This window comes from Mesorhizobium sp. URHB0026 (genome assembly GCF_054059755.1).
The window spans coordinates 1841084-1859348 of sequence record NZ_JBSSCN010000001.1; the positions used below are offsets into that span (position 1 = coordinate 1841084).

At 63.6% G+C, this 18265-nt stretch carries 16 protein-coding genes; 10 read left to right on the top strand and 6 right to left on the bottom strand.

The window, feature by feature from the left end; translation table 11 throughout:
* The first annotated feature begins 86 nt into the window (after nucleotides 1-86).
* The 9 genes from gcvA (at nucleotide 87) to ACVWWD_RS09405 (ending at nucleotide 10174) form a co-directional block, all read left to right on the top strand.
* Complete coding sequence (gene gcvA, locus ACVWWD_RS09365; protein WP_023772213.1) at nucleotides 87-992, top strand: transcriptional regulator GcvA; 906 nt, start codon at nucleotides 87-89, stop codon at nucleotides 990-992.
* A 234-nt stretch (nucleotides 993-1226) separates the two neighbouring features.
* On the top strand, nucleotides 1227-2537 hold the full coding sequence (locus tag ACVWWD_RS09370) for an ABC transporter substrate-binding protein (RefSeq protein WP_023772214.1): 1311 nt from the start codon (nucleotides 1227-1229) through the stop codon (nucleotides 2535-2537).
* Between the two features lie 124 nt (nucleotides 2538-2661).
* The gene (locus tag ACVWWD_RS09375; RefSeq protein WP_023772215.1) at nucleotides 2662-3534 is read left to right on the top strand and encodes a carbohydrate ABC transporter permease; all 873 of its coding nucleotides are present in this window, start codon (nucleotides 2662-2664) and stop codon (nucleotides 3532-3534) included.
* Nucleotides 3535-3545: 11 nt separating this feature from the next.
* On the top strand, nucleotides 3546-4370 hold the full coding sequence (locus ACVWWD_RS09380) for a carbohydrate ABC transporter permease (RefSeq protein ID WP_023772216.1): 825 nt from the start codon (nucleotides 3546-3548) through the stop codon (nucleotides 4368-4370).
* 51 nt (nucleotides 4371-4421) lie between these two features.
* Complete coding sequence (locus ACVWWD_RS09385) at nucleotides 4422-5426, top strand: ABC transporter ATP-binding protein (RefSeq protein ID WP_023772217.1); 1005 nt, start codon at nucleotides 4422-4424, stop codon at nucleotides 5424-5426.
* A gap of 52 nt (nucleotides 5427-5478) precedes the next feature.
* Nucleotides 5479-6249, top strand: a complete 771-nt coding sequence (locus tag ACVWWD_RS09390) for an L-iditol 2-dehydrogenase (RefSeq protein WP_352552943.1) — start codon at nucleotides 5479-5481, stop codon at nucleotides 6247-6249.
* Between the two features lie 164 nt (nucleotides 6250-6413).
* Nucleotides 6414-7892 (top strand): mannitol dehydrogenase family protein, encoded by a 1479-nt coding sequence (locus ACVWWD_RS09395; RefSeq protein ID WP_457103037.1) that lies wholly within the window; start codon nucleotides 6414-6416, stop codon nucleotides 7890-7892.
* Between the two features lie 15 nt (nucleotides 7893-7907).
* The gene (locus ACVWWD_RS09400) at nucleotides 7908-8591 is read left to right on the top strand and encodes an HAD family hydrolase (protein ID WP_352549910.1); all 684 of its coding nucleotides are present in this window, start codon (nucleotides 7908-7910) and stop codon (nucleotides 8589-8591) included.
* Complete coding sequence (locus ACVWWD_RS09405; protein ID WP_352549909.1) at nucleotides 8588-10174, top strand: FGGY-family carbohydrate kinase; 1587 nt, start codon at nucleotides 8588-8590, stop codon at nucleotides 10172-10174. Before ACVWWD_RS09400 ends, ACVWWD_RS09405 begins: the two co-directional genes overlap by 4 nt.
* Nucleotides 10175-10185: 11 nt before the next feature.
* Here ACVWWD_RS09405 and ACVWWD_RS09410 read toward each other — a convergent pair whose 3' ends face one another.
* The 6 genes from ACVWWD_RS09410 to ACVWWD_RS09435 all read right to left on the bottom strand — a co-directional run bounded on the left by ACVWWD_RS09410 (nucleotide 10186) and on the right by ACVWWD_RS09435 (nucleotide 16560).
* On the bottom strand, nucleotides 10186-11271 hold the full coding sequence (locus tag ACVWWD_RS09410; protein ID WP_352549908.1) for an ABC transporter ATP-binding protein: 1086 nt from the start codon (nucleotides 11269-11271) through the stop codon (nucleotides 10186-10188).
* A gap of 2 nt (nucleotides 11272-11273) precedes the next feature.
* Nucleotides 11274-12320, bottom strand: coding sequence for an NAD(P)-dependent alcohol dehydrogenase (locus ACVWWD_RS09415; protein WP_023772224.1), 1047 nt, complete (start codon nucleotides 12318-12320; stop codon nucleotides 11274-11276).
* Between the two features lie 15 nt (nucleotides 12321-12335).
* Nucleotides 12336-13148, bottom strand: a complete 813-nt coding sequence (locus ACVWWD_RS09420; protein WP_352549907.1) for a carbohydrate ABC transporter permease — start codon at nucleotides 13146-13148, stop codon at nucleotides 12336-12338.
* Entirely contained in the window at nucleotides 13145-14011 is an 867-nt protein-coding gene (locus ACVWWD_RS09425; RefSeq protein ID WP_352549906.1) for a carbohydrate ABC transporter permease, read from the bottom strand. Before ACVWWD_RS09425 ends, ACVWWD_RS09420 begins: the two co-directional genes overlap by 4 nt.
* A gap of 118 nt (nucleotides 14012-14129) precedes the next feature.
* Entirely contained in the window at nucleotides 14130-15401 is a 1272-nt protein-coding gene (locus tag ACVWWD_RS09430) for an ABC transporter substrate-binding protein (RefSeq protein ID WP_023772227.1), read from the bottom strand.
* A gap of 241 nt (nucleotides 15402-15642) precedes the next feature.
* Nucleotides 15643-16560, bottom strand: coding sequence for an AraC family transcriptional regulator (locus tag ACVWWD_RS09435; RefSeq protein ID WP_352549905.1), 918 nt, complete (start codon nucleotides 16558-16560; stop codon nucleotides 15643-15645).
* Nucleotides 16561-16800: 240 nt separating this feature from the next.
* Between ACVWWD_RS09435 and ACVWWD_RS09440 the strand changes: the two genes are divergently transcribed.
* A complete protein-coding gene (locus ACVWWD_RS09440; RefSeq protein WP_352564459.1) occupies nucleotides 16801-18204 on the top strand; it encodes an MATE family efflux transporter in 1404 nt (467 codons plus the stop codon).
* Nucleotides 18205-18265 lie beyond the last annotated feature (61 nt).

The window sequence follows — 18265 nt, forward strand, 5'->3', positions numbered from 1 at the left end:
ACCCGAATGACGGGTTGAGGATGAATGTCGGCCTTGCCAGCCGCTTTTGCCAATCGAACGTCGATAACGACCCATAAGGAGGTTTTATGCCTGACCTCAGCGCGCCACAGGTTTCGCAGCTGCCGCCATTGCAGGCGATCCGGGTGTTCGAGGCTGTGGCGCGGCATCTTTCCTTCACCAAGGCCGCCGGGGAGCTCGCCATGACGCAGGCGGCGGTCAGCTATCAGATCAAGGTGCTGGAGGATCGCGTCGGCACTCCGCTGTTCCTGCGCCGGCCGCGACAGATCGAACTGACCGAAGCCGGCCAGCGCCTGGCGCCGGCGGTCAGCGAGGCCTTTGCCATTCTTAGCCAAGCCTACGCCGCCGCGCGCGGTGGCGCCGACGGGTTGTTGTGCGTCACCACGGTGCTGACCTTTGCCTCGAACTGGCTGGCGCACCATCTGGGCGCATTCCAGATCGCGCATCCGTCCCTTGCCGTGCGGCTCGACACGTCGAGCCGGCTGACCGATTTCGCCCGCGAGGATGTCGACCTCGCCATCCGTTCGGGCGGCGGCAAATGGCCGGGGCTGGAAGCCCACAAGCTGCTCGACGCCGATTTTACGCCGATGCTGAGCCCGAAGCTCGCGGCGAGCATCGGCGGCATCAACGAGCCGGCCGATCTGCTCAAGCTGCCGATCCTCGACCCAAGCGACATCTGGTGGACGCAGTGGTTCGAGGCCGCCGGCGTGCACAGCCACGACCTTGCCAAGCGGCCCGGCAGCAGCATGGGCGCGCAGGCCTACGAAGCCAACGCGGCCATATCGGGCCATGGCGTGGCGATCCTGACCCGGGCGCTGTTCAAGGCCGAACTCGCCGACGGCCGGCTGATCCAGCCATTCGACCTGGTCGGCGACGACGGGCACGCCTACTGGCTGGTCTACCCCGAGGCGCGCCGCAACGTGCCCAAGATCCGCGCCTTCCGCGACTGGCTGCTGGCTGAGATCGCCTGCTGACCGGCACATAAGCTGACGTCAGACCGGGGCAACAAACGATAGCCGTTCGAGAGGCTTTGACCCCGCTGCCTGGACGCCAGCCGCAGCAATCCGAGCGCTGTCGCCGAACCTCCACCCCATTTGCCGGCCGTGTGCTGCGCTGCAGCATCGAATCCGGCTTGACATAATTAAGACTAAGTGAGTAATTGCTCACAACCAAGGCAAATGCTCAACTTGGTTTATGGGAGGAATTTGATGAAACTTCGCACGCTCACCCTGGGCTTGTTGTCGGCCAGCACGCTTGCATTCGCCGCACACGCCGAATCCATCACCATCGCCACCGTCAATAATGGCGATATGGTCCGCATGCAGAAGCTGACCGACGACTTCACCAAGGCTAACCCGGACATCCAGCTCAACTGGGTCACGCTCGAAGAGAACGTGCTGCGCGAGCGCGTCACCACCGACATCGCCACCAAGGGTGGCCAGTATGACGTGATGACCATCGGCACCTACGAGGTTCCGATCTGGGCCAAGCAGAGCTGGCTCCTGCCGCTCGACAAGCTCGGCGACGACTATGATGCCAAGGACATCATTCCGGCCATTGCCGGTGGCCTCTCGGTCGATGGCAAGCTCTACGCCGCGCCTTTCTATGGTGAGAGCTCCTTCGTCATGTACCGCAAGGACCTGATGGAAAAGGCCGGCCTCAAAATGCCTGATGCCCCGACCTGGGACTTCATCAAGCAGGCGGCCGACAAGATGACCGATCGCGCCAGTGGCGTGAACGGCGTCTGCCTGCGCGGCAAGGCCGGCTGGGGCGAGAACATGGCCTTCCTGACGGCCATGTCGAACTCCTTCGGCGCCCGCTGGTTCGACGAGAACTGGAAGCCGCAGTTCGATCAGCCGGAATGGAAGAAGACGCTGCAGTTCTATGTCGACCTGATGAAGGCCGACGGTCCCGAGGGCGCCTCGTCCAACGGCTTCAACGAAAACCTGGCGCTCTTCCAGCAGGGCAAGTGCGGCATGTGGATCGACGCCACCGTCGCCGCCTCCTTCGTCTCCGACCCGAAGAACTCTACTGTCGCCGACAAGGTCGGCTATGCACTGGCGCCGGATAATGGCTTGGGCAAGCGCGGCAACTGGCTGTGGGCGTGGTCGCTGGCGATCCCGGCCGGCACGCAGAAGGCAGATGCCGCCGAGAAGTTCGTGTCCTGGGCGACCAGCAAGCACTATGCTGAGCTCGTCGCGTCGAAGGAAGGCTGGGCGAACGTGCCTCCAGGCACACGCTCCTCGCTCTATGCCAATCCCGAGTACCAGAAGGCGGCTCCGTTCGCCAAGATGACGCTGGACTCCATCAATGCCGCCGACCCGACGCATCCGACCGTCAAGCCGGTGCCCTATGTCGGCGTGCAGTTTGTCGCCATCCCTGAATTCCAGGGCCTTGGCACCACCGTCGGCCAGCTCTTCTCGGCGGCTCTTGCCGGCCAGTCGAGCGTCGACGATGCGCTGAAGCAGGCCCAGGACGCCGCCACCGCGTCGATGACCGAGGGCGGTTACATCAAGTAAGGCTCCTCCCGGTGCCGAACGCCGGTCACCTCCTTGACCGGCAACGGCCGCCCGAAACCCAGTTCGGGCGGCCGCCTTTCCAGAGCCTGTGAAAATTCAGCCTGATCCTTGAAGGGTGACCGTCATGGCTACTCAGCAGACCCGTTCGCTTGCCCGATTCATGATGGCGCCTTCCGTGGTGCTGCTGTTCGTCTGGATGATCGTGCCGCTGGTCATCACGATCTGGTTCTCCTTCCAGCAGTACAATCCGCTCAACCCGATGCGCGACGGGTTCGTCGGCTTATCCAACTACGCGCTGTTCTACTCCAATCCGGCCTTCCTGCAGTCGATCCTCAACACGCTTGTCCTGGTGGTCAGCGTGCTGCTGATCACGGTGATCGGCGGCATCCTGCTGGCGCTGCTCATCGATCAGCCAATGTGGGGCCAGGGGATCGTGCGCATCCTCGTCATCTCGCCGTTCTTTGTCATGCCGCCGGTGGCCGCATTGGTCTGGAAGAACATGATCATGCATCCGCAATATGGCGTGTTCGCCGACATAGCGCGCTTCTTCGGGGGACAGCCGATCGACTGGTTCGGCCAGCATCCGATGACAGCGATCATCATCATCGTCGCCTGGCAGTGGCTGCCTTTCGCGACATTGATCCTCTTGACCGCGTTGCAGTCGCTCGACGGCGAGCAGAAGGAAGCCGCTGAGATGGACGGGGCCGGCTTCATCAGCCGCTTCATCTATCTGACGCTGCCGCACATGTCGCGGGCGATTACCGTTGTCATCCTGATCCAGACGATTTTCCTGCTGTCGGTCTACGCCGAGATCCTGGTCACCACCAATGGCGGTCCTGGATACGCCTCCACCAACCTGCCCTTCCTCGTCTACCAGAAGGCGTTGCTGGAATTCAAAATCGGCCAGGCATCCGCGGGCGGCGTGATCGCCGTCATTCTCGCCAACATCGTCGCCTTCTTCGCCATGCGCGCCGTCGGCAAGAATCTGGACAAATAAGGGAGGATACGATGGCACGCTCAGTCACCACCCAGCACAAGACAATCGCGACAATTGCCGCCTGGGCCGTCGCGCTGCTGATCTTCTTCCCGATCCTCTATACGATCATCACCTCGTTCAAGTCGGAACAGGAAGCGATCCAGGGCTTCAACCTGATCCCCTCCGGGACCTTCGAGAGCTATGCCGAAGTCCAGGCGCAGAGCGGCTATTTCAAGTTCTTCCTGAACTCGGTGCTGCTTTCGGTCGGCTCGACCATCCTGGCGCTGTTGGTCGCCATTCCGGCGGCCTGGTCGATGGCGTTTTCGCCGACCAAGCGGACCAAGGACATATTGATGTGGATGCTGTCCACCAAGATGATGCCGGCGGTCGCCGTGCTGTTCCCGATCTACCTGATCTTCCGCAATCTCGGCCTGCTGGACTCGCGCATCGGCCTGATGATCATGCTGATGCTGATCAACCTGCCGATCGTGGTCTGGATGCTCTACACCTACTTCCGCGAAATCCCGGGCGAAATCCTGGAAGCCTCGCGTATGGACGGCGCATCCTTGTGGGGTGAAATCTGGTACGTGCTGACGCCGATGGCGGTGCCGGGCATCGCCTCGACCATGCTGCTCAACATCATCCTGGCCTGGAACGAGGCGTTCTGGACGATCCGGCTGACCACCACGGAAGCCGCACCGCTCACCGCCTTCATCAGTTCCTTCTCCAGCCCGCAGGGCTTGTTCTGGGCCAAGCTTTCGGCCGCCTCGACGCTGGCCATCGCGCCGATCCTGATCATGGGCTGGTTCAGCCAGAAGCAGCTGGTGCGCGGCCTGACATTTGGCGCGGTGAAGTGACGGAAATTGCCTGAAGCAATCGGCGAAAAACAGCCCTCGGGGAAGGAAACCATGGGAAACATCACGCTCAAGAACGTCTCCAAGTCCTTTGGTTCGACGTCCATCATCCCCGGCCTCGACCTGGTGATCGAAAACGGCGAGTTCGTCGTTTTCGTCGGCCCATCGGGTTGCGGCAAGTCCACGCTACTCAGGCTGATCGCCGGCCTTGAGGACACCAGCGGCGGCACCATCAACATCGATGGCCGCGACGTCACCGGCGAGGCGCCGGCCAAGCGCAAGCTCGCCATGGTGTTCCAGTCCTATGCGCTCTACCCGCATATGACGGTGGCCAAGAACATCGCCTTCCCGCTGAAGATGGCGGGCGAGGACCAGGCGACCATCGACAGGAAGGTGAAGGACGCGGCGCGCGTGCTCAACCTCACCAATTACCTCGAACGCCGTCCCGGCCAGCTCTCCGGCGGCCAGCGCCAGCGCGTCGCCATCGGCCGCGCCATTGTGCGCCAACCCTCGGCCTTCCTGTTCGATGAGCCGCTGTCCAACCTCGACGCGGCACTGCGCGGCACCATGCGGCTGGAGATCAGCGAACTGCACCATCAGCTCAAGACCACGATGATCTACGTCACCCACGACCAGGTCGAGGCCATGACCATGGCCGACAAGATCGTCGTGCTCAACGCCGGCAACATCGAGCAGGTCGGCTCGCCGATGGAGCTCTACAAGACGCCGAAGAACCTGTTCGTCGCCGGCTTCATAGGCTCGCCCAAGATGAACCTGATCGAAGGCGCGCCGGCTGGCAAATATACCGCCAAGACCATCGGCATCCGGCCCGAACATATGCAGATCTCGACCACGGCGGGCGACTGGAAGGCGACGGTCGGCGTTGCCGAGCATCTGGGCTCCGACACGTTCCTGCACGTTCAAGCCGACGGCGTCGGGCCGCTGACGGTGCGTGCCGACGGCGAACTGGCGGTTCGCCATGGCGACACCATCTATCTCACCCCTGACCAAGCCAAGTTGCATCGCTTCGGCGCTGACGGCAAGGCGATGGCCCAGTGAGGATGGGCCAGTGAGGATGGGCCAATGAGGATGGGCCGGTGAGGATAGGACAGTGAGGCTGCAAGGCAAATCGGCGCTGATCACGGGATCGGCGCGAGGCATCGGCAGGGCTTTCGCCGAAGCCTATGTGCGCGAGGGTGCCACTGTCGCGATCGCCGATATCAACCTTGAAGCCGCGCAGAAGACGGCCGCCGCGATCGGCGACAATGCCTATCCCGTGAAACTCGACGTCACCGATCAGGCATCCATCGATGCCGCGGTGAAGGCGGTGGAGGACAAGGCGGGCGGTCTCGACATCCTGATCAACAACGCCGCTCTGTTCGACCTGGCGCCGATCGTGGAGGTATCTCGGGCGAGCTATGAAAAGCTTTTCTCAGTCAATGTCGCTGGCACGCTGTTCATGCTGCAGGCAGCCGCCCGGTCGATGATCGCGCGGGGCAAGGGCGGCAGGATCATCAACATGGCAAGCCAGGCCGGGCGTCGCGGCGAGCCGCTGGTCGCGGTCTATTGTGCCACCAAGGCCGCGGTCATCTCGCTGACCCAGTCGGCCGGGCTCGATCTGATCAAACACCGCATCAACGTCAACGGCATCGCGCCCGGCGTCGTCGACAGCGATATGTGGGACGAGGTCGATGCCTTGTTCGCCAAATACGAGAACCGGCCGAAGGGCGAGAAAAAGCGGCTGGTCGGCGAAGGCGTGCCTTACGGCCGCATGGGCAAGCCGGAAGACCTCTCCGGCATGGCCGTGTTCCTCGCCAGTGACGAGGCCGAATACATCGTTGCCCAGACCTACAATGTCGATGGCGGCCAATGGATGAGTTGAAAAGAACGATTTGAGGGGGACGGCGCCTCTTTCTTTCCTCCGGAGAAGGCGCCGCGGGGGCGGGTGAGGGGCCGCATGCTGGAACACCAGGTGCGGCCCCTCACCCTCGCCCTCCCGAAGGAGGCGAAACAGTCGGGCTGCAAATCGGCCAAAGGGTAAAGCAGATGACCGTGAAACTTTCTTCCTCGAGCCTCGCCGGGCTTCCGCCCAAGGTCGCAGGTCCCAACTATGACCGCTCGGCGCTGAAAGCCGGCATCGTGCATTTCGGTGTCGGCAATTTTCACCGCTCGCACCAGGCCGTCTATCTCGACGACCTGTTCGGTCAGGGCATCGGTCATGATTGGGCGCTGGTCGGCGCCGGCGTGTTCGACGGCGAGAAGATCGGCCGCGGCAAGCTTGAAGAGCAGGACTGGCTGACCACCGTGGTCGAGCAGGACGAGGGCCATATGAGCGCCCGCGTCACCGGCGCGATGATCGATTTCCTGATGCCGGGCGATGCCGGCGCCATCATCGATCGGCTGGCCGACCCGGCGATCAGGATCGTTTCGCTGACCATCACCGAAGGCGGCTATTTCATCGACCCGGCTTCCGGCGTCTTCAACCCGACCCATCCCGACATCGTCGCGGACGCGCAGCCGGGCGCCACACCAAAGACTGTGTTCGGCATCATCCTGGCCGGGCTGGTGCGACGCCGCGAGGATGGTATCGTGCCGTTCACCGTGATGTCCTGCGACAACATTCCCCACAACGGCCATGTCACGTCGGATGGCGTGATCGGCCTTGCCCGCCTGATCGACGAGGATCTGGCGAACTGGGTCAGCGACAAGGTCGCCTTCCCGAACGCCATGGTCGACCGCATTACGCCGGCAACCAGCGACCGCGAGCGCAAGATCCTCGCCGACGATTTCGGCCTCGAGGACAATTGGCCGGTGTTCTGCGAGCCGTTCCGGCAATGGGTGCTGGAAGACCATTTCACCGATGGCCGCCCGGCGCTGGAAAAGGTCGGCGTGCAGTTCGTCAAGGACGTCGCCCCTTATGAGCTGATGAAGATCCGCATCCTCAATGGCGGCCACGCCACCATCGCCTATCCGGCCGGGCTGATGGACATCCACTTCGTCCATGAAGCGATGCAGGAGCCGCTGGTGCGCGGGTTCCTCGACAAGCTCGAGCACGACGAGATTATCCCGACCGTGCCGCCGGTGCCGGACACGGTGCTGGAAGACTATTACCAGCTTATCGAGAAGCGCTTCTCCAATCCCAAGATCGGCGACACGGTGCGCCGGCTCTGCCTCGACGGGTCCAATCGCCAGCCGAAATTCATCATCCCGACCATCGCCGACCGCCTGAAGGCCGGCAAAGGCGTTGCCGGACTTGCGCTGGAATCGGCCCTTTGGTGCCGTTACTGCTTCGGCACGACGGACAGCGGCGCCGTCGTCGAGCCCAACGACCCCGGCTGGGACCGGCTGAAGGCAACGGCGAAGGCGGCAAAGGACGCGCCCGCCGCGTGGCTTGCGATGGACGATATCTATGGCGATGTCGGCCGCGCCGCCGCCTTCGTCGAGGCCTTCGCCCACGCGCTCAACGTGCTCTGGGCCAATGGCACGCGCACCACGCTGACGCGCTATCTCGCCAGCAAGCTCTGAGAGCCAGCCGGCATCATGACGCCTGAACTGGTCATCTTCGACTGCGACGGCGTGCTGGTCGACAGCGAGGCGCTCTCCGTTTCGGCGCTGCTCGGCATGATCGAACTCGCGGGCGGCAGTCTCGGCGAGGACGCTGCCTACGAGCATTTCCTAGGCAAGAGCATGAAAAGCGTGCGCGAGATCCTCAGCCGCGACTTCGGCCTGGAGATCACCGATCAGCATCTCACCGCCATGCGTGTCGACCTCATGCGAAAGTTTTGCGAGGAGCTGAAGCCGATCCCCGGCGTCAAGGAGATGCTGTCGAACCTCGGCCTGCCGTACTGCGTCGCCTCTTCCGGCACGCTGGAACGCATTCGTTACGCGCTCGATGTCACCGGTCTGCTGACGCTGATGGAGCCACATCTGTTCAGCGCTGCCATGGTTGCCAAGGGAAAGCCGGCGCCCGACCTGTTCCTCCACGCCGCCGCGACCATGCGAGCCCATCCGCGCGGATGTCTCGTCATCGAGGACAGCCCGGCCGGTGTCGCCGCCGCACGCGCGGCAGGCATGCGCGTCCTTGCCTTTACCGGCGGCGCGCACGCCGGCAATCCGGGATTGAAAGCGCGGCTTGCGTCGACCGAACCGGACTTTATATTCGCTGACATGCTGCAATTGCCCGATCTGATTGCAGGCCTGGGAGCGAGAGTTAGAGCATCTTGACGAAACAGTTTGTCTGCGCGGTCGATGTCGGCACCGGGAGCGCTCGCGCGGGCATTCTCGACGCCAGTGGCGCCTTGCTCGGCCGTGCCGAGCGGCCGATCGCCATGAACCAGCCGAAGCCCGATCATGCCGAGCACGATTCGCGCGATATCTGGTCCGCTGTCTGCACAGCCGTGCGTGCAGCGCGGGAAAAAGCCGGCGTCGCAGCCGGGGATATTGCCGGTATTTCCTTCGATGCCACCTGTTCTCTGGTCGTGCGGGACAGGCAAGGCGGCCAGCTCAGTGTGTCGACGAGCGGCGATAAGCGCTGGGACACCATTGTCTGGCTCGACCACCGCGCCATCGCCGAGGCCGACGAATGCACGGCGAGCGGCCACGAGGTGCTGAACTATATCGGCGGCGTCATGTCGCCCGAGATGGCGACGCCGAAGCTGATGTGGCTCAAGCGAAATCTACCGAAGACATGGAATGAAGCCGGCTATCTGTTCGACCTGGCCGATTTCCTGACCTGGAAGGCAACGGGCTCGCTGGCCCGCTCGCAATGCACGCTGACAGCGAAGTGGACTTATCTGGCGCACCAGGACATCGCATGGCAGCGCGACTTCTTCGAACTCGTCGGCCTCGACGATCTTTTTGACCATGGCAATCTGCCCGAAAAGGCAAGCCCGGTTGGCGTCGATATCGGCCCGTTGACAGCGCAGGCAGCGGCGGAACTCGGCCTGACCGAAAACTGCCGCGTCGGCGCCGGCGTCATCGATGCCTATGCCGGGGCGCTTGGCGTGCTCGGCGGCTTTGCCGGCGACGACCAGAATATTGGCCGCCATCTGGCGCTGATCGCAGGCACATCCTCCTGCGTCATGGCGATGTCGCCCGACCCGCAGCCTTTCGCCGGCGTATGGGGCCCTTACTACGGCGCCGCGCTGCCGGGGCTGTGGTTGTCGGAGGGTGGCCAGTCGGCGACCGGGGCGTTGCTCGACCACATCATCCGCTGGCACGGTGCCGGCGGCGAGCCGAACGCGGCCATGCATGCCAGGATCGCCGCGCGCGTCGCCGAACTGCGCGCCGCCGAGGGCGAGAACCTTGCCCCCCGATTACACGTGCTCCCGGATTTCCACGGCAACCGCTCCCCTCTCGCCGACCCGCACGCCGTCGGCGTCGTCAGCGGGCTGACGCTGGATTCGTCTTTCGACAGCCTGTGCAAGCTCTACTGGCGCACCGCCGTCGGCATCGCGCTCGGCGTGCGCCATGTGCTGGAGGCGCTGAACGAGAACGGCTACCTGATCGACACGCTGCACGTCACCGGCGGCCACACCAAGAACCCGCTCTTGATGGAGCTCTATGCCGACGCCACCGGCTGTACGGTGGTCGAGCCGCTGGCCGACGAGGCAGTGCTGCTCGGCACCGGCATGGTGGCGGCGACCGCCGCCGGGCTGTTCCCCGATCTCAACGCCGCCTGCCTTGCCATGCAGCAGGGCGGCAAGACACGCGCCGCCAACCCGGCGGCCGGCGCCCGCTTCGATCGCGACTACCGCATTTTCCTGGAAATGCACCGGCAGCGGCAGGTGCTCGACGCCATCCGGTAGGTTTTGGCGCTCTATTGCTTGCGCAGGGACGCGCCCGATGTCGCGTCGAACAGGTGGATCGCTTCCTCCTCGAACGCATAGCGGACGGGAGCATGCAGCACCGGGCATTCGCGCGCCGGAACCAGAGCGCTGATCTCCTTGCCGCCGGAGCCGAAGGTCACCAGCGCGTCATTGCCATGGAATTCGATGAGATCGGCAGTGCCTTGCAATATGCCGGCGGCGCCGGCGCCGGCCGTCTTCAGGTCCGGCGGGCGGATGCCCAGCACGGCGCGACCGCCCGGCTGGAGATGAAAGCCCGCCCCGTCCATCGAAAGCACCGTTCCGGCGCCGGTCAGCGTCCAGCCGTTGCCGGCCCGGGCGACCGTCACATCGACAAAATTCATGTTCGGCGTGCCGATGAAGCCGGCCACGAAAATATTGCCCGGCCGCCGGTAGATTTCCGCTGGCGAGCCGATCTGCTCGATGACGCCGTCCTTGAGCAGCACGATGCGGTCGGCGAGCGTCATCGCCTCCAGCTGGTCATGGGTGACATAGACAGTTGTGGTCTTCAGCGACTGGTGCAGCCGCGCGATCTCGACGCGCATATGGTTGCGCAATTTGGCGTCGAGATTGGACAAGGGCTCGTCGAACAAGAACACCTTGGGCGTCTTGATCATGGCCCGGGCGATCGCCACGCGCTGCTGCTGGCCGCCGGAAAGTTCGGCCGGCTTGCGGCCGAGATAGGGATCGAGCCCCAGCGTCCTCGAAACCGCTTCGACCCGCTTGCGGATCTCGGCCGCCGGCACCTTCTGGCGCCGCAGCCCGAAGGCGATGTTGTCGAAGATCGTCATGTGCGGATAGAGCGCGTAGTTCTGGAAAACCATGGCGATGCCGCGATCCCCCGGATCGAGGTCGTTGACCACCTTGCCTCCGATCGAAACCTCGCCGCCGCTGATGTCCTCCAGACCCGCCAGCATCCTGAGCAAGGTCGACTTGCCGCAGCCGGACGGGCCCAAGAACACGACGAATTCGTGCTCTTCAATGCTGAGGTTGAGATCGCGGATGACCGTGGTGGCGCCATAGGCCTTGTCGACATGGGAGCAAACGATCGCGGACATTGTCAGCCCTTTTCGCCTGTAAGCAGGATCTGCAGCTTGACGTCCTGCGGGTTGCCTTCGGCGGCCCGTTCGAACGCCTGGATGCTGTCGGCGAAATCATAGGTGCCGGTGATCAGGGGCTTGAGGTCGACCTTGCCGGAGGCGATGAGTTGCAGGGCGCGGTCGAAGATGTTGGCATAGCGGAACACCGTCTCGATGCGCACTTCTTTCGAGATCGCCGCCGGCACGTTGAGGGTCACCGGCTCTACCGGCAGCCCGACCAGCACCACCGCGCCACCTGGCCTCACGACATCGAACAGGTCGGCGAAAGCCTTGGGGCTGCCGCTCGCCTCGAAGACGATGTCGGCGCCCCAATTGTCGGTCGCGGCCGCGACGGCATCGACAAGCGACTGCTCGCCGATGTTGACCGGCACGATGCCGGCATATTGCGCTGCGATCTTCAGCTTGGGCGCGGAAAAATCGGAAATCAGCACTTTCGAACAGCCGCCGGCAAGGGCGGCAAGCGCGATCATGATGCCGATCGGGCCGCAGCCGACAACGACCGCGACATCGCCCGGAACGATCCGGGCGCGGCTTGCAGCCTGCATGCCGATGGCAAAGGGCTCGACCATGGCGCCCTCGGCGAAGGAGACATTGTCGGGCAGCCTGTAGGTGAAAGCCGCCGGGTGCACCGCATAGGGAGCAAGAATGCCATGCACCGGCGGCGTCGCCCAGAAGGTAACGTCAGGGTCGACATTGTAGATGCCGAGTTTTGTCGCGCGCGACGACAGGTTCGGCACGCCGGGCTCCATGCAGACGCGGTCGCCGACCTTCAGACTCCTGACATTGGGGCCGACCTCGACGATTGTGCCGGCGGCCTCGTGGCCGAGCACCATCGGCGCCCGCACGACATAGCTGCCGATGGCGCCATGCGTATAATAGTGCACGTCGCTGCCGCAGACGCCGACCGTGTGGATGGCGATCCTGACATCGTCGGGTCCGACATCGAGTGGCAACGCGATCTCGCGCAGCGACAGTTCGCCTTTTTTCTCAAGTACCAAAGCCCGCATCGGGTCGTCCTCACTTCAAGTCTTTTTTTGCCGGAAAACGGAATTCAGGAAACCGCTGAGCACGCCGAGGAAAAGCAGCGGCGGCAGCGACAGGAGCACGACCGAGGCGTTCAAGATTCCCCACGGCACGTTCATGCCTTGCTGGGAGAGTTCGGACGCGACGATCGGCAAGGTCTTTGCGTTGGAACTCGACAGCATCAGCGCGATCAGGAACTCGTTCCAGACCAGCACGAAGCTGAAGGCAACCGCGCCGATCAGCGAACGGGCAGCCACGGGTAGCGCGATCCTCCAGAACACCGCGTAAGCGCCGTAACCATCGACGAAGGCGGCTTCCTCGATTTCTTTCGGCACGGCCTGAAAGGCCGGAATGGCCAGCCACATGATCACCGAGATGGTGAGCAGGGAATAGGTGACGATCAAAGCCGGCAAAGTGTCGTAGAGGCCGATTTGCAGCCAGATCACCATCAGCGGGATCGCCACCGCCACCGGCGGCAGGAAACGCAGCGACAGCACGAAGAACTGGATGTCGCCGGCCCAGCGGTTGGGATAGCGCGCTACGGCGTAGGCCGCGGGCAGGCCAAGCACGACGCCGATCAGCACGGCCGTGCCGCAAACGATGACCGAATTGTAGAGGCCGGTGATGACGCTGTCGCGGCCAAGGATGTAGCTGATATTGGCAAGCGTCGGCGTGAACACCAGGCGGGGAACGCGGGTGATGATGTCGACGCTGTTCTTCAGTGAATTGAGCGCCGTCCACAGCAGCGGGAACACGGCCAGAAATCCGGCGAAGGCCAGGACGGCCTTGGCGATGATGCGACCGGGCTTCATGCCTGCACCCGCTTCCACAGCATGGTGAAGGTGATGACCGTGGCGATCATCATCAGCACGGCCATGGCCGAGGCGTAGGAGACCTTGCCGGACTCGATGAAGCCTTGCGAGAAGGCGTACATGTCGAGCGTTTCGGTTGCCACACCGGGGCCGCCGCGGGTCATCACATAGATCAGGTCGAAGGAGCGCAGCGACTCGATCATCTTGACGAACATCAGGCTGATCAGCGGCGCCTTCAGCATCGGCAAGGTGACGTAGGCGTGGATCTGCCAGCGCCGGGCATGGTCGAGCCTGGCCGCCTCGATCGGCTGCGGCGGCAAGGTCTCCAGCAGCTTGAGCACGATGACGGCGAAGAACAGGCCCCATTGCCAGACATCGACCGAAGCCACCGCGAACAGCGCCGTCGCGGGCTTGGACAGCGGGTCGAAGATAAGCCCGCCGGTGAGCAGCCGATAGGGGTAGGTGGCGATTCCGTAGAGCGGATGGTAGGCGAACTTCCACACGAAGGCGGCCGAGACGCGCGGCAGCAGCACCGGGATGATGAACAGCAGGCAGTAAAGATTGCGCAGGCGCGGCGACGCGACCTCGAACATCAACACGCCCAGCCCAATGGCCACTGCCATTGTCGCCACGACGGTGACGATCTCCCACTTCACCGACACCCAGACGGCGTTGAGGAAGCGGCGGTCGGAGAATAGATCCAAAAAGTTCGAGAACCAGACCCAGGAATAGGCCGTCGAGCTCAGCTCGCGGTTCTGCAGGGCGATGATGACCGCGTAGAGCGTCGGCACCATCGACAGGACCAGCAGAATGACCAGTGTCGGCACGACAAAGGCGACCGGCAGGGATGAACGTCGAGGCATTGGTCTCAGGCCTTGCTGTGTCTTTGATATCTGGACATGACTGGTGGGCCCTCCTGCGACGCACAGGATCCAGCAGTCCCGAGACTGCCGCGAACCGCGCGCCGCAAGCGGGAGGGACCTACTTCTTCACCAGCTCATTGGCATAGGCCTCGAGCTCGTTGAGGCTGCCCTTGACGTCGGTGCGCGTGCCGGCGATCAATTCCTCAAGGATGATGCCCCAGCGGTCGCCGAGATCCGGCCAGCGTGGGTCCTGCCAGAAGTTCACCGCCGTCACCTTGCCGGTTTCGGCAAGCGCCTGGCCGAGATCGGCGCCGTAGATATCGGCGAACTCCTTGCTGGACAGGATGCTGGTGCGGTTCAGCTCACCGAATTGGTGGGCGTCGAGCCGGCGCTTCTCGTTTTCCTTCGACGTCGCCCAGGCGATGAACAGGCCGGCGCATTTCTTCGAAGCGTCGTCGGCATTGGCTTTTGCCGCGATGGCAAGGCCATGGCCGTAACCGCCGCCGGGGAGTGGCGAGGGCGGCGGCAGGAAGCCGATCTTACCGACCACTTGCGAGGTTTTCGGGTCGACCGCCATGCCCGAAAGCGGCGTCGATTCGACGAGGATCGCGACCTGGCCCGACAGGAAGGCGCCGGTCGATTCGTCCCAGCTGCCGGTCTGCGTGCCGGGTGCCGAATCCTTGAACAGCTTCAGATAGGTCTCGGTCGCCTTGACCGCGGCCTCGGAATTGAAGGCCGGCTTGTCGCCATCGAACCACTTGCCGCCATAGGCCTTGAAGAACGGCATCCAGCGCCAGACATTGGCGCCCGAGCCGCGTGCGCCGCGCAACGCGATGCCATACATGCCCTTGTCGGCATTGGTCAGCTTCGGCACGTCGGCGATCAGCTCGTCCAGCGTCTTGGGCGGCTGGATGCCGGCGGCCTCCAGCACGTCCTTGCGGTAGACCATCAGGTCGCCGCCGCCGGTCAGCGGCGCGAACCAGACCTTGCCGTCATAGGTGGCAACCTTCTGGCGGCCTGGGTCGAAGTCGGCATAGTCGTAGTCAGCCGGATAAAAATCGGTCAGCGGCACGATCCACTTCGACGAGGCGAAAAGCGCCACATTCGCTTCATCGACATAGTAGACGTTGTAGTTGCCGACTGTGGACGCGTCCGCGCGCGACTTGGCGCGGCGATCGTTCTCGTTGAGATAATCAATCTTGAAGCCCGCGCCGGAGAGCTTCTCGAACTCGGCCTTTGAGTCCTCCAGAAGCGTCAGGCCGTCGCGTGGCTGCGCCAGCACCTTGACCGGTGCCGAACAGACCGGCGCCTGCGCCAGGGCTAGGGTTGAAACGGTAGCGGAAAGCACGAAAGCTGCGCCAAGGCTGGCAGCGAGCCGAACTGGTTTCATGATCTTTTCTCCTCCAGGAATACGTGGCGGGAAACGCAGGTCCTCGGGTTGCGCGATCCTCACCATCGCCCGAACGACATGCCACCCATCGCCAAAATGCGCGGTTGCGATGGCCCAAGCTAGAAGCCCCGTTGCAGCAGACCTGTACTTTTATGCATTGTGCAGCGCAAAAATCGGCGTCCACATACGGGGCGCGTCACACGAGTATCGATCTGGTCCAAAATGGTGATTCAGGATGCGCTTATGCGCGCATCGCCAGACGCTGCCGCGACAGCTTGCGATAGGATGTCGGCGTCATCTTGTGCTTGCGCAGGAAGGCGCGGTTGAAGTTGGAGATGTTCATGTAGCCGACCTGGAAACAGATGTCAGTGATCGGCACATCGGTGTCGGCCAGCAGCTTGCAGGCCTGCCATAGCCTGAGCTTGGCAAGATGGTCGCTGAACGAATTGCCTGTGTTCTTCTGGAAGAACCGCGAGAAGGTGCTTTCGCTCATGCCGGCCAGCTCGGCCACGTCAGGCAGCTTCAGATCCTCGGCGAAATGCTGGAACAGATAGGTCAGGGTGCGCTGGATGATGTCGAGCGAGGCGGCGTCGAGAACCGGCTGGAAGTTCGGTGATGACAACAGCTCATACTCATCGGTCCGGGCCAGCAGGTCGACCAGTTCGAGGAACAGGCAGAACCGGGCCAGCCCATGCACCGTACCCATCCGCTCCATCAGCGCGGCGCCTTCAAGCGCGGTCCCGCCGTGGAAGACCATGCCGCGCAGCGACCGTTCCAGGAACGGCTCCAGTTCGCGCAATTCCGGCAGCATGTCAGCCGATCCACGCAGCCGCTCGGGATCGAATTGCAGCACGATGTCGCGACCCTCGATCAACTCGCCTGGCTGCACCGCGGTGACCCAGTCATGCGGCAGGCCGCCACCGACGATGGTCAGGTAGCCCGGCCCGAACTCGCCAATATGGTCGCCGACCAGGACCACGCCGGAGGATTTCCGCAGCAGGTGGATCTCGTATTCCGGGTGGAAGTTCCAGACATTGCGCTCCCAGGGATAGTCGTCCAGCCGCCACAGGAAACTGTCGCTCGCCTCGGTGACGATATGCTCGAAGGAAGGCGCCGTGCGCGGGATCGCGGCCGTGTTCTTTCTGGGTTTGAACGCCATCCTGCCTCCCACATTCGCCGTTGCCGAGTTTTTATCCGTAGCAGCCCGGACCGGCAAGGGAACGAGGCGACGCCTCCCGGCAATGGCGCTGGCTCAATCTGTTCTCGCGCCCCCTCCCTTGCCTTCATGTCGCATTTCGTTCAAGAGACGGCGCAAACGCCGCGAAACCGAAGGTTTTGCCGTTTGCAATGCGGCTTCCGGCTCTTTGCCGACGCGCCGCAACCTTGAAAGAGCAGGACAATGTCCGCGATCGAAGCCGGCGCTCGCGCGCCGGAAAATCTTTGGCGTCAGGAAATCAGGGCGACGCTGGCGCTGGCCTGGCCGATGGTGCTGACCAATCTCGGCCAGACGGCGATGACCGCCACCGACGTCATGATGATGGGCCGCCTCGGCGCGGACACGCTGGCCAGCGGCGCGCTGGGCGCCAACCTGTATTTCATGCCGCTGATCTTCGGCCTCGGCCTGATGCTGGCGACCTCGCCGATGATCGCCACCGAGCTTGGCCGCCGCCGCTATTCCGTGCGTGACCTGCGTCGCACCGTGCGCCAGGGCCTGTGGCTTGCGATCCTGATCTCGGTCCCGATCTGGCTCGTGCTGTGGCACGGCGAGGCCATCCTGCTGGCCATGGGCCAGGAGCCGGCGCTGGCGCGTCAGGCCGGCATTTACCTGCGCTGGCTGGAGTGGGCGGTGCTGCCCTTCTACGGCTACATCGTGCTGCGTTCGTTCATCTCGGCGCTGGAGCGGCCGGGCTGGGCGTTGGTCATCGTCTTCGTCGCCGTGGCTTTCAATGTGTTCGCCAACTGGGTGTTCATGTTTGGCAATCTCGGTGTTCCGGCCATGGGCATCGCCGGCTCGGGCCTTGCCACCTCGCTGTCCAGCACGCTGATGTTCGTCGGCATGGCTGTCGTGGTGATGTCGGAGAAAAAATTCCGGCGCTATCACCTGTTCGGCCGCTTCTGGCGATCCGACTGGCCGCGCTTCAAGGGCCTGCTGCGGCTCGGCCTGCCGATCGCCGGCATCCTTGCTTTCGAGGTGACGATCTTCAATGCCGCCGCCCTGCTGATGGGCCTGATCGACGCGGATTCGCTGGCCGCGCACGCCATCGCCATCCAGATCGCCTCGATTTCCTTCATGGTGCCGCTCGGCCTCAACCAGGCGGTGACGGTGCGGGTCGGGCTTGCCCATGGCGCCGGCAATCCAGAAGGTGTGTCGCGTGCCGGCTGGACCGCCTTTGTCATCGGCGTTTCCTTCATGGCGCTGATGGGGCTGGTGATGGTGCTTTGGCCGCATCTCCTGATCAGCGCCTTCATCGACCTTGGCAATCCTGCCAATGCCAGGGTGATCGCGCTTGCCGTTTCGTTCCTGGTTTTCGCCGCCCTGTTCCAGGTCTTCGACGGCGCGCAGGCGGTGGCTGCCGGCATGCTGCGCGGCCTGCACGACACCAAGGTCCCGATGATCTATGCCGCGATCGGCTACTGGGGCGTTGGCCTGCCGCTCGGCGTGCTGCTCGCCTTCCATTTCGGCTTCCGCGGCGTCGGCATCTGGATCGGCCTGTCTTCGGGGCTGGCCGTGGTGGCGGCGCTGCTTCTGGCCCGCTGGCTGCGGCGCGACCGCATCGTTCCGTCAGGCGCGTTCGGACATTGATCCAGGTGGCCGGTTGCCAGCCTGCCGTCATGTCCTAAAATTGCCGCTCACTAACCGGCGC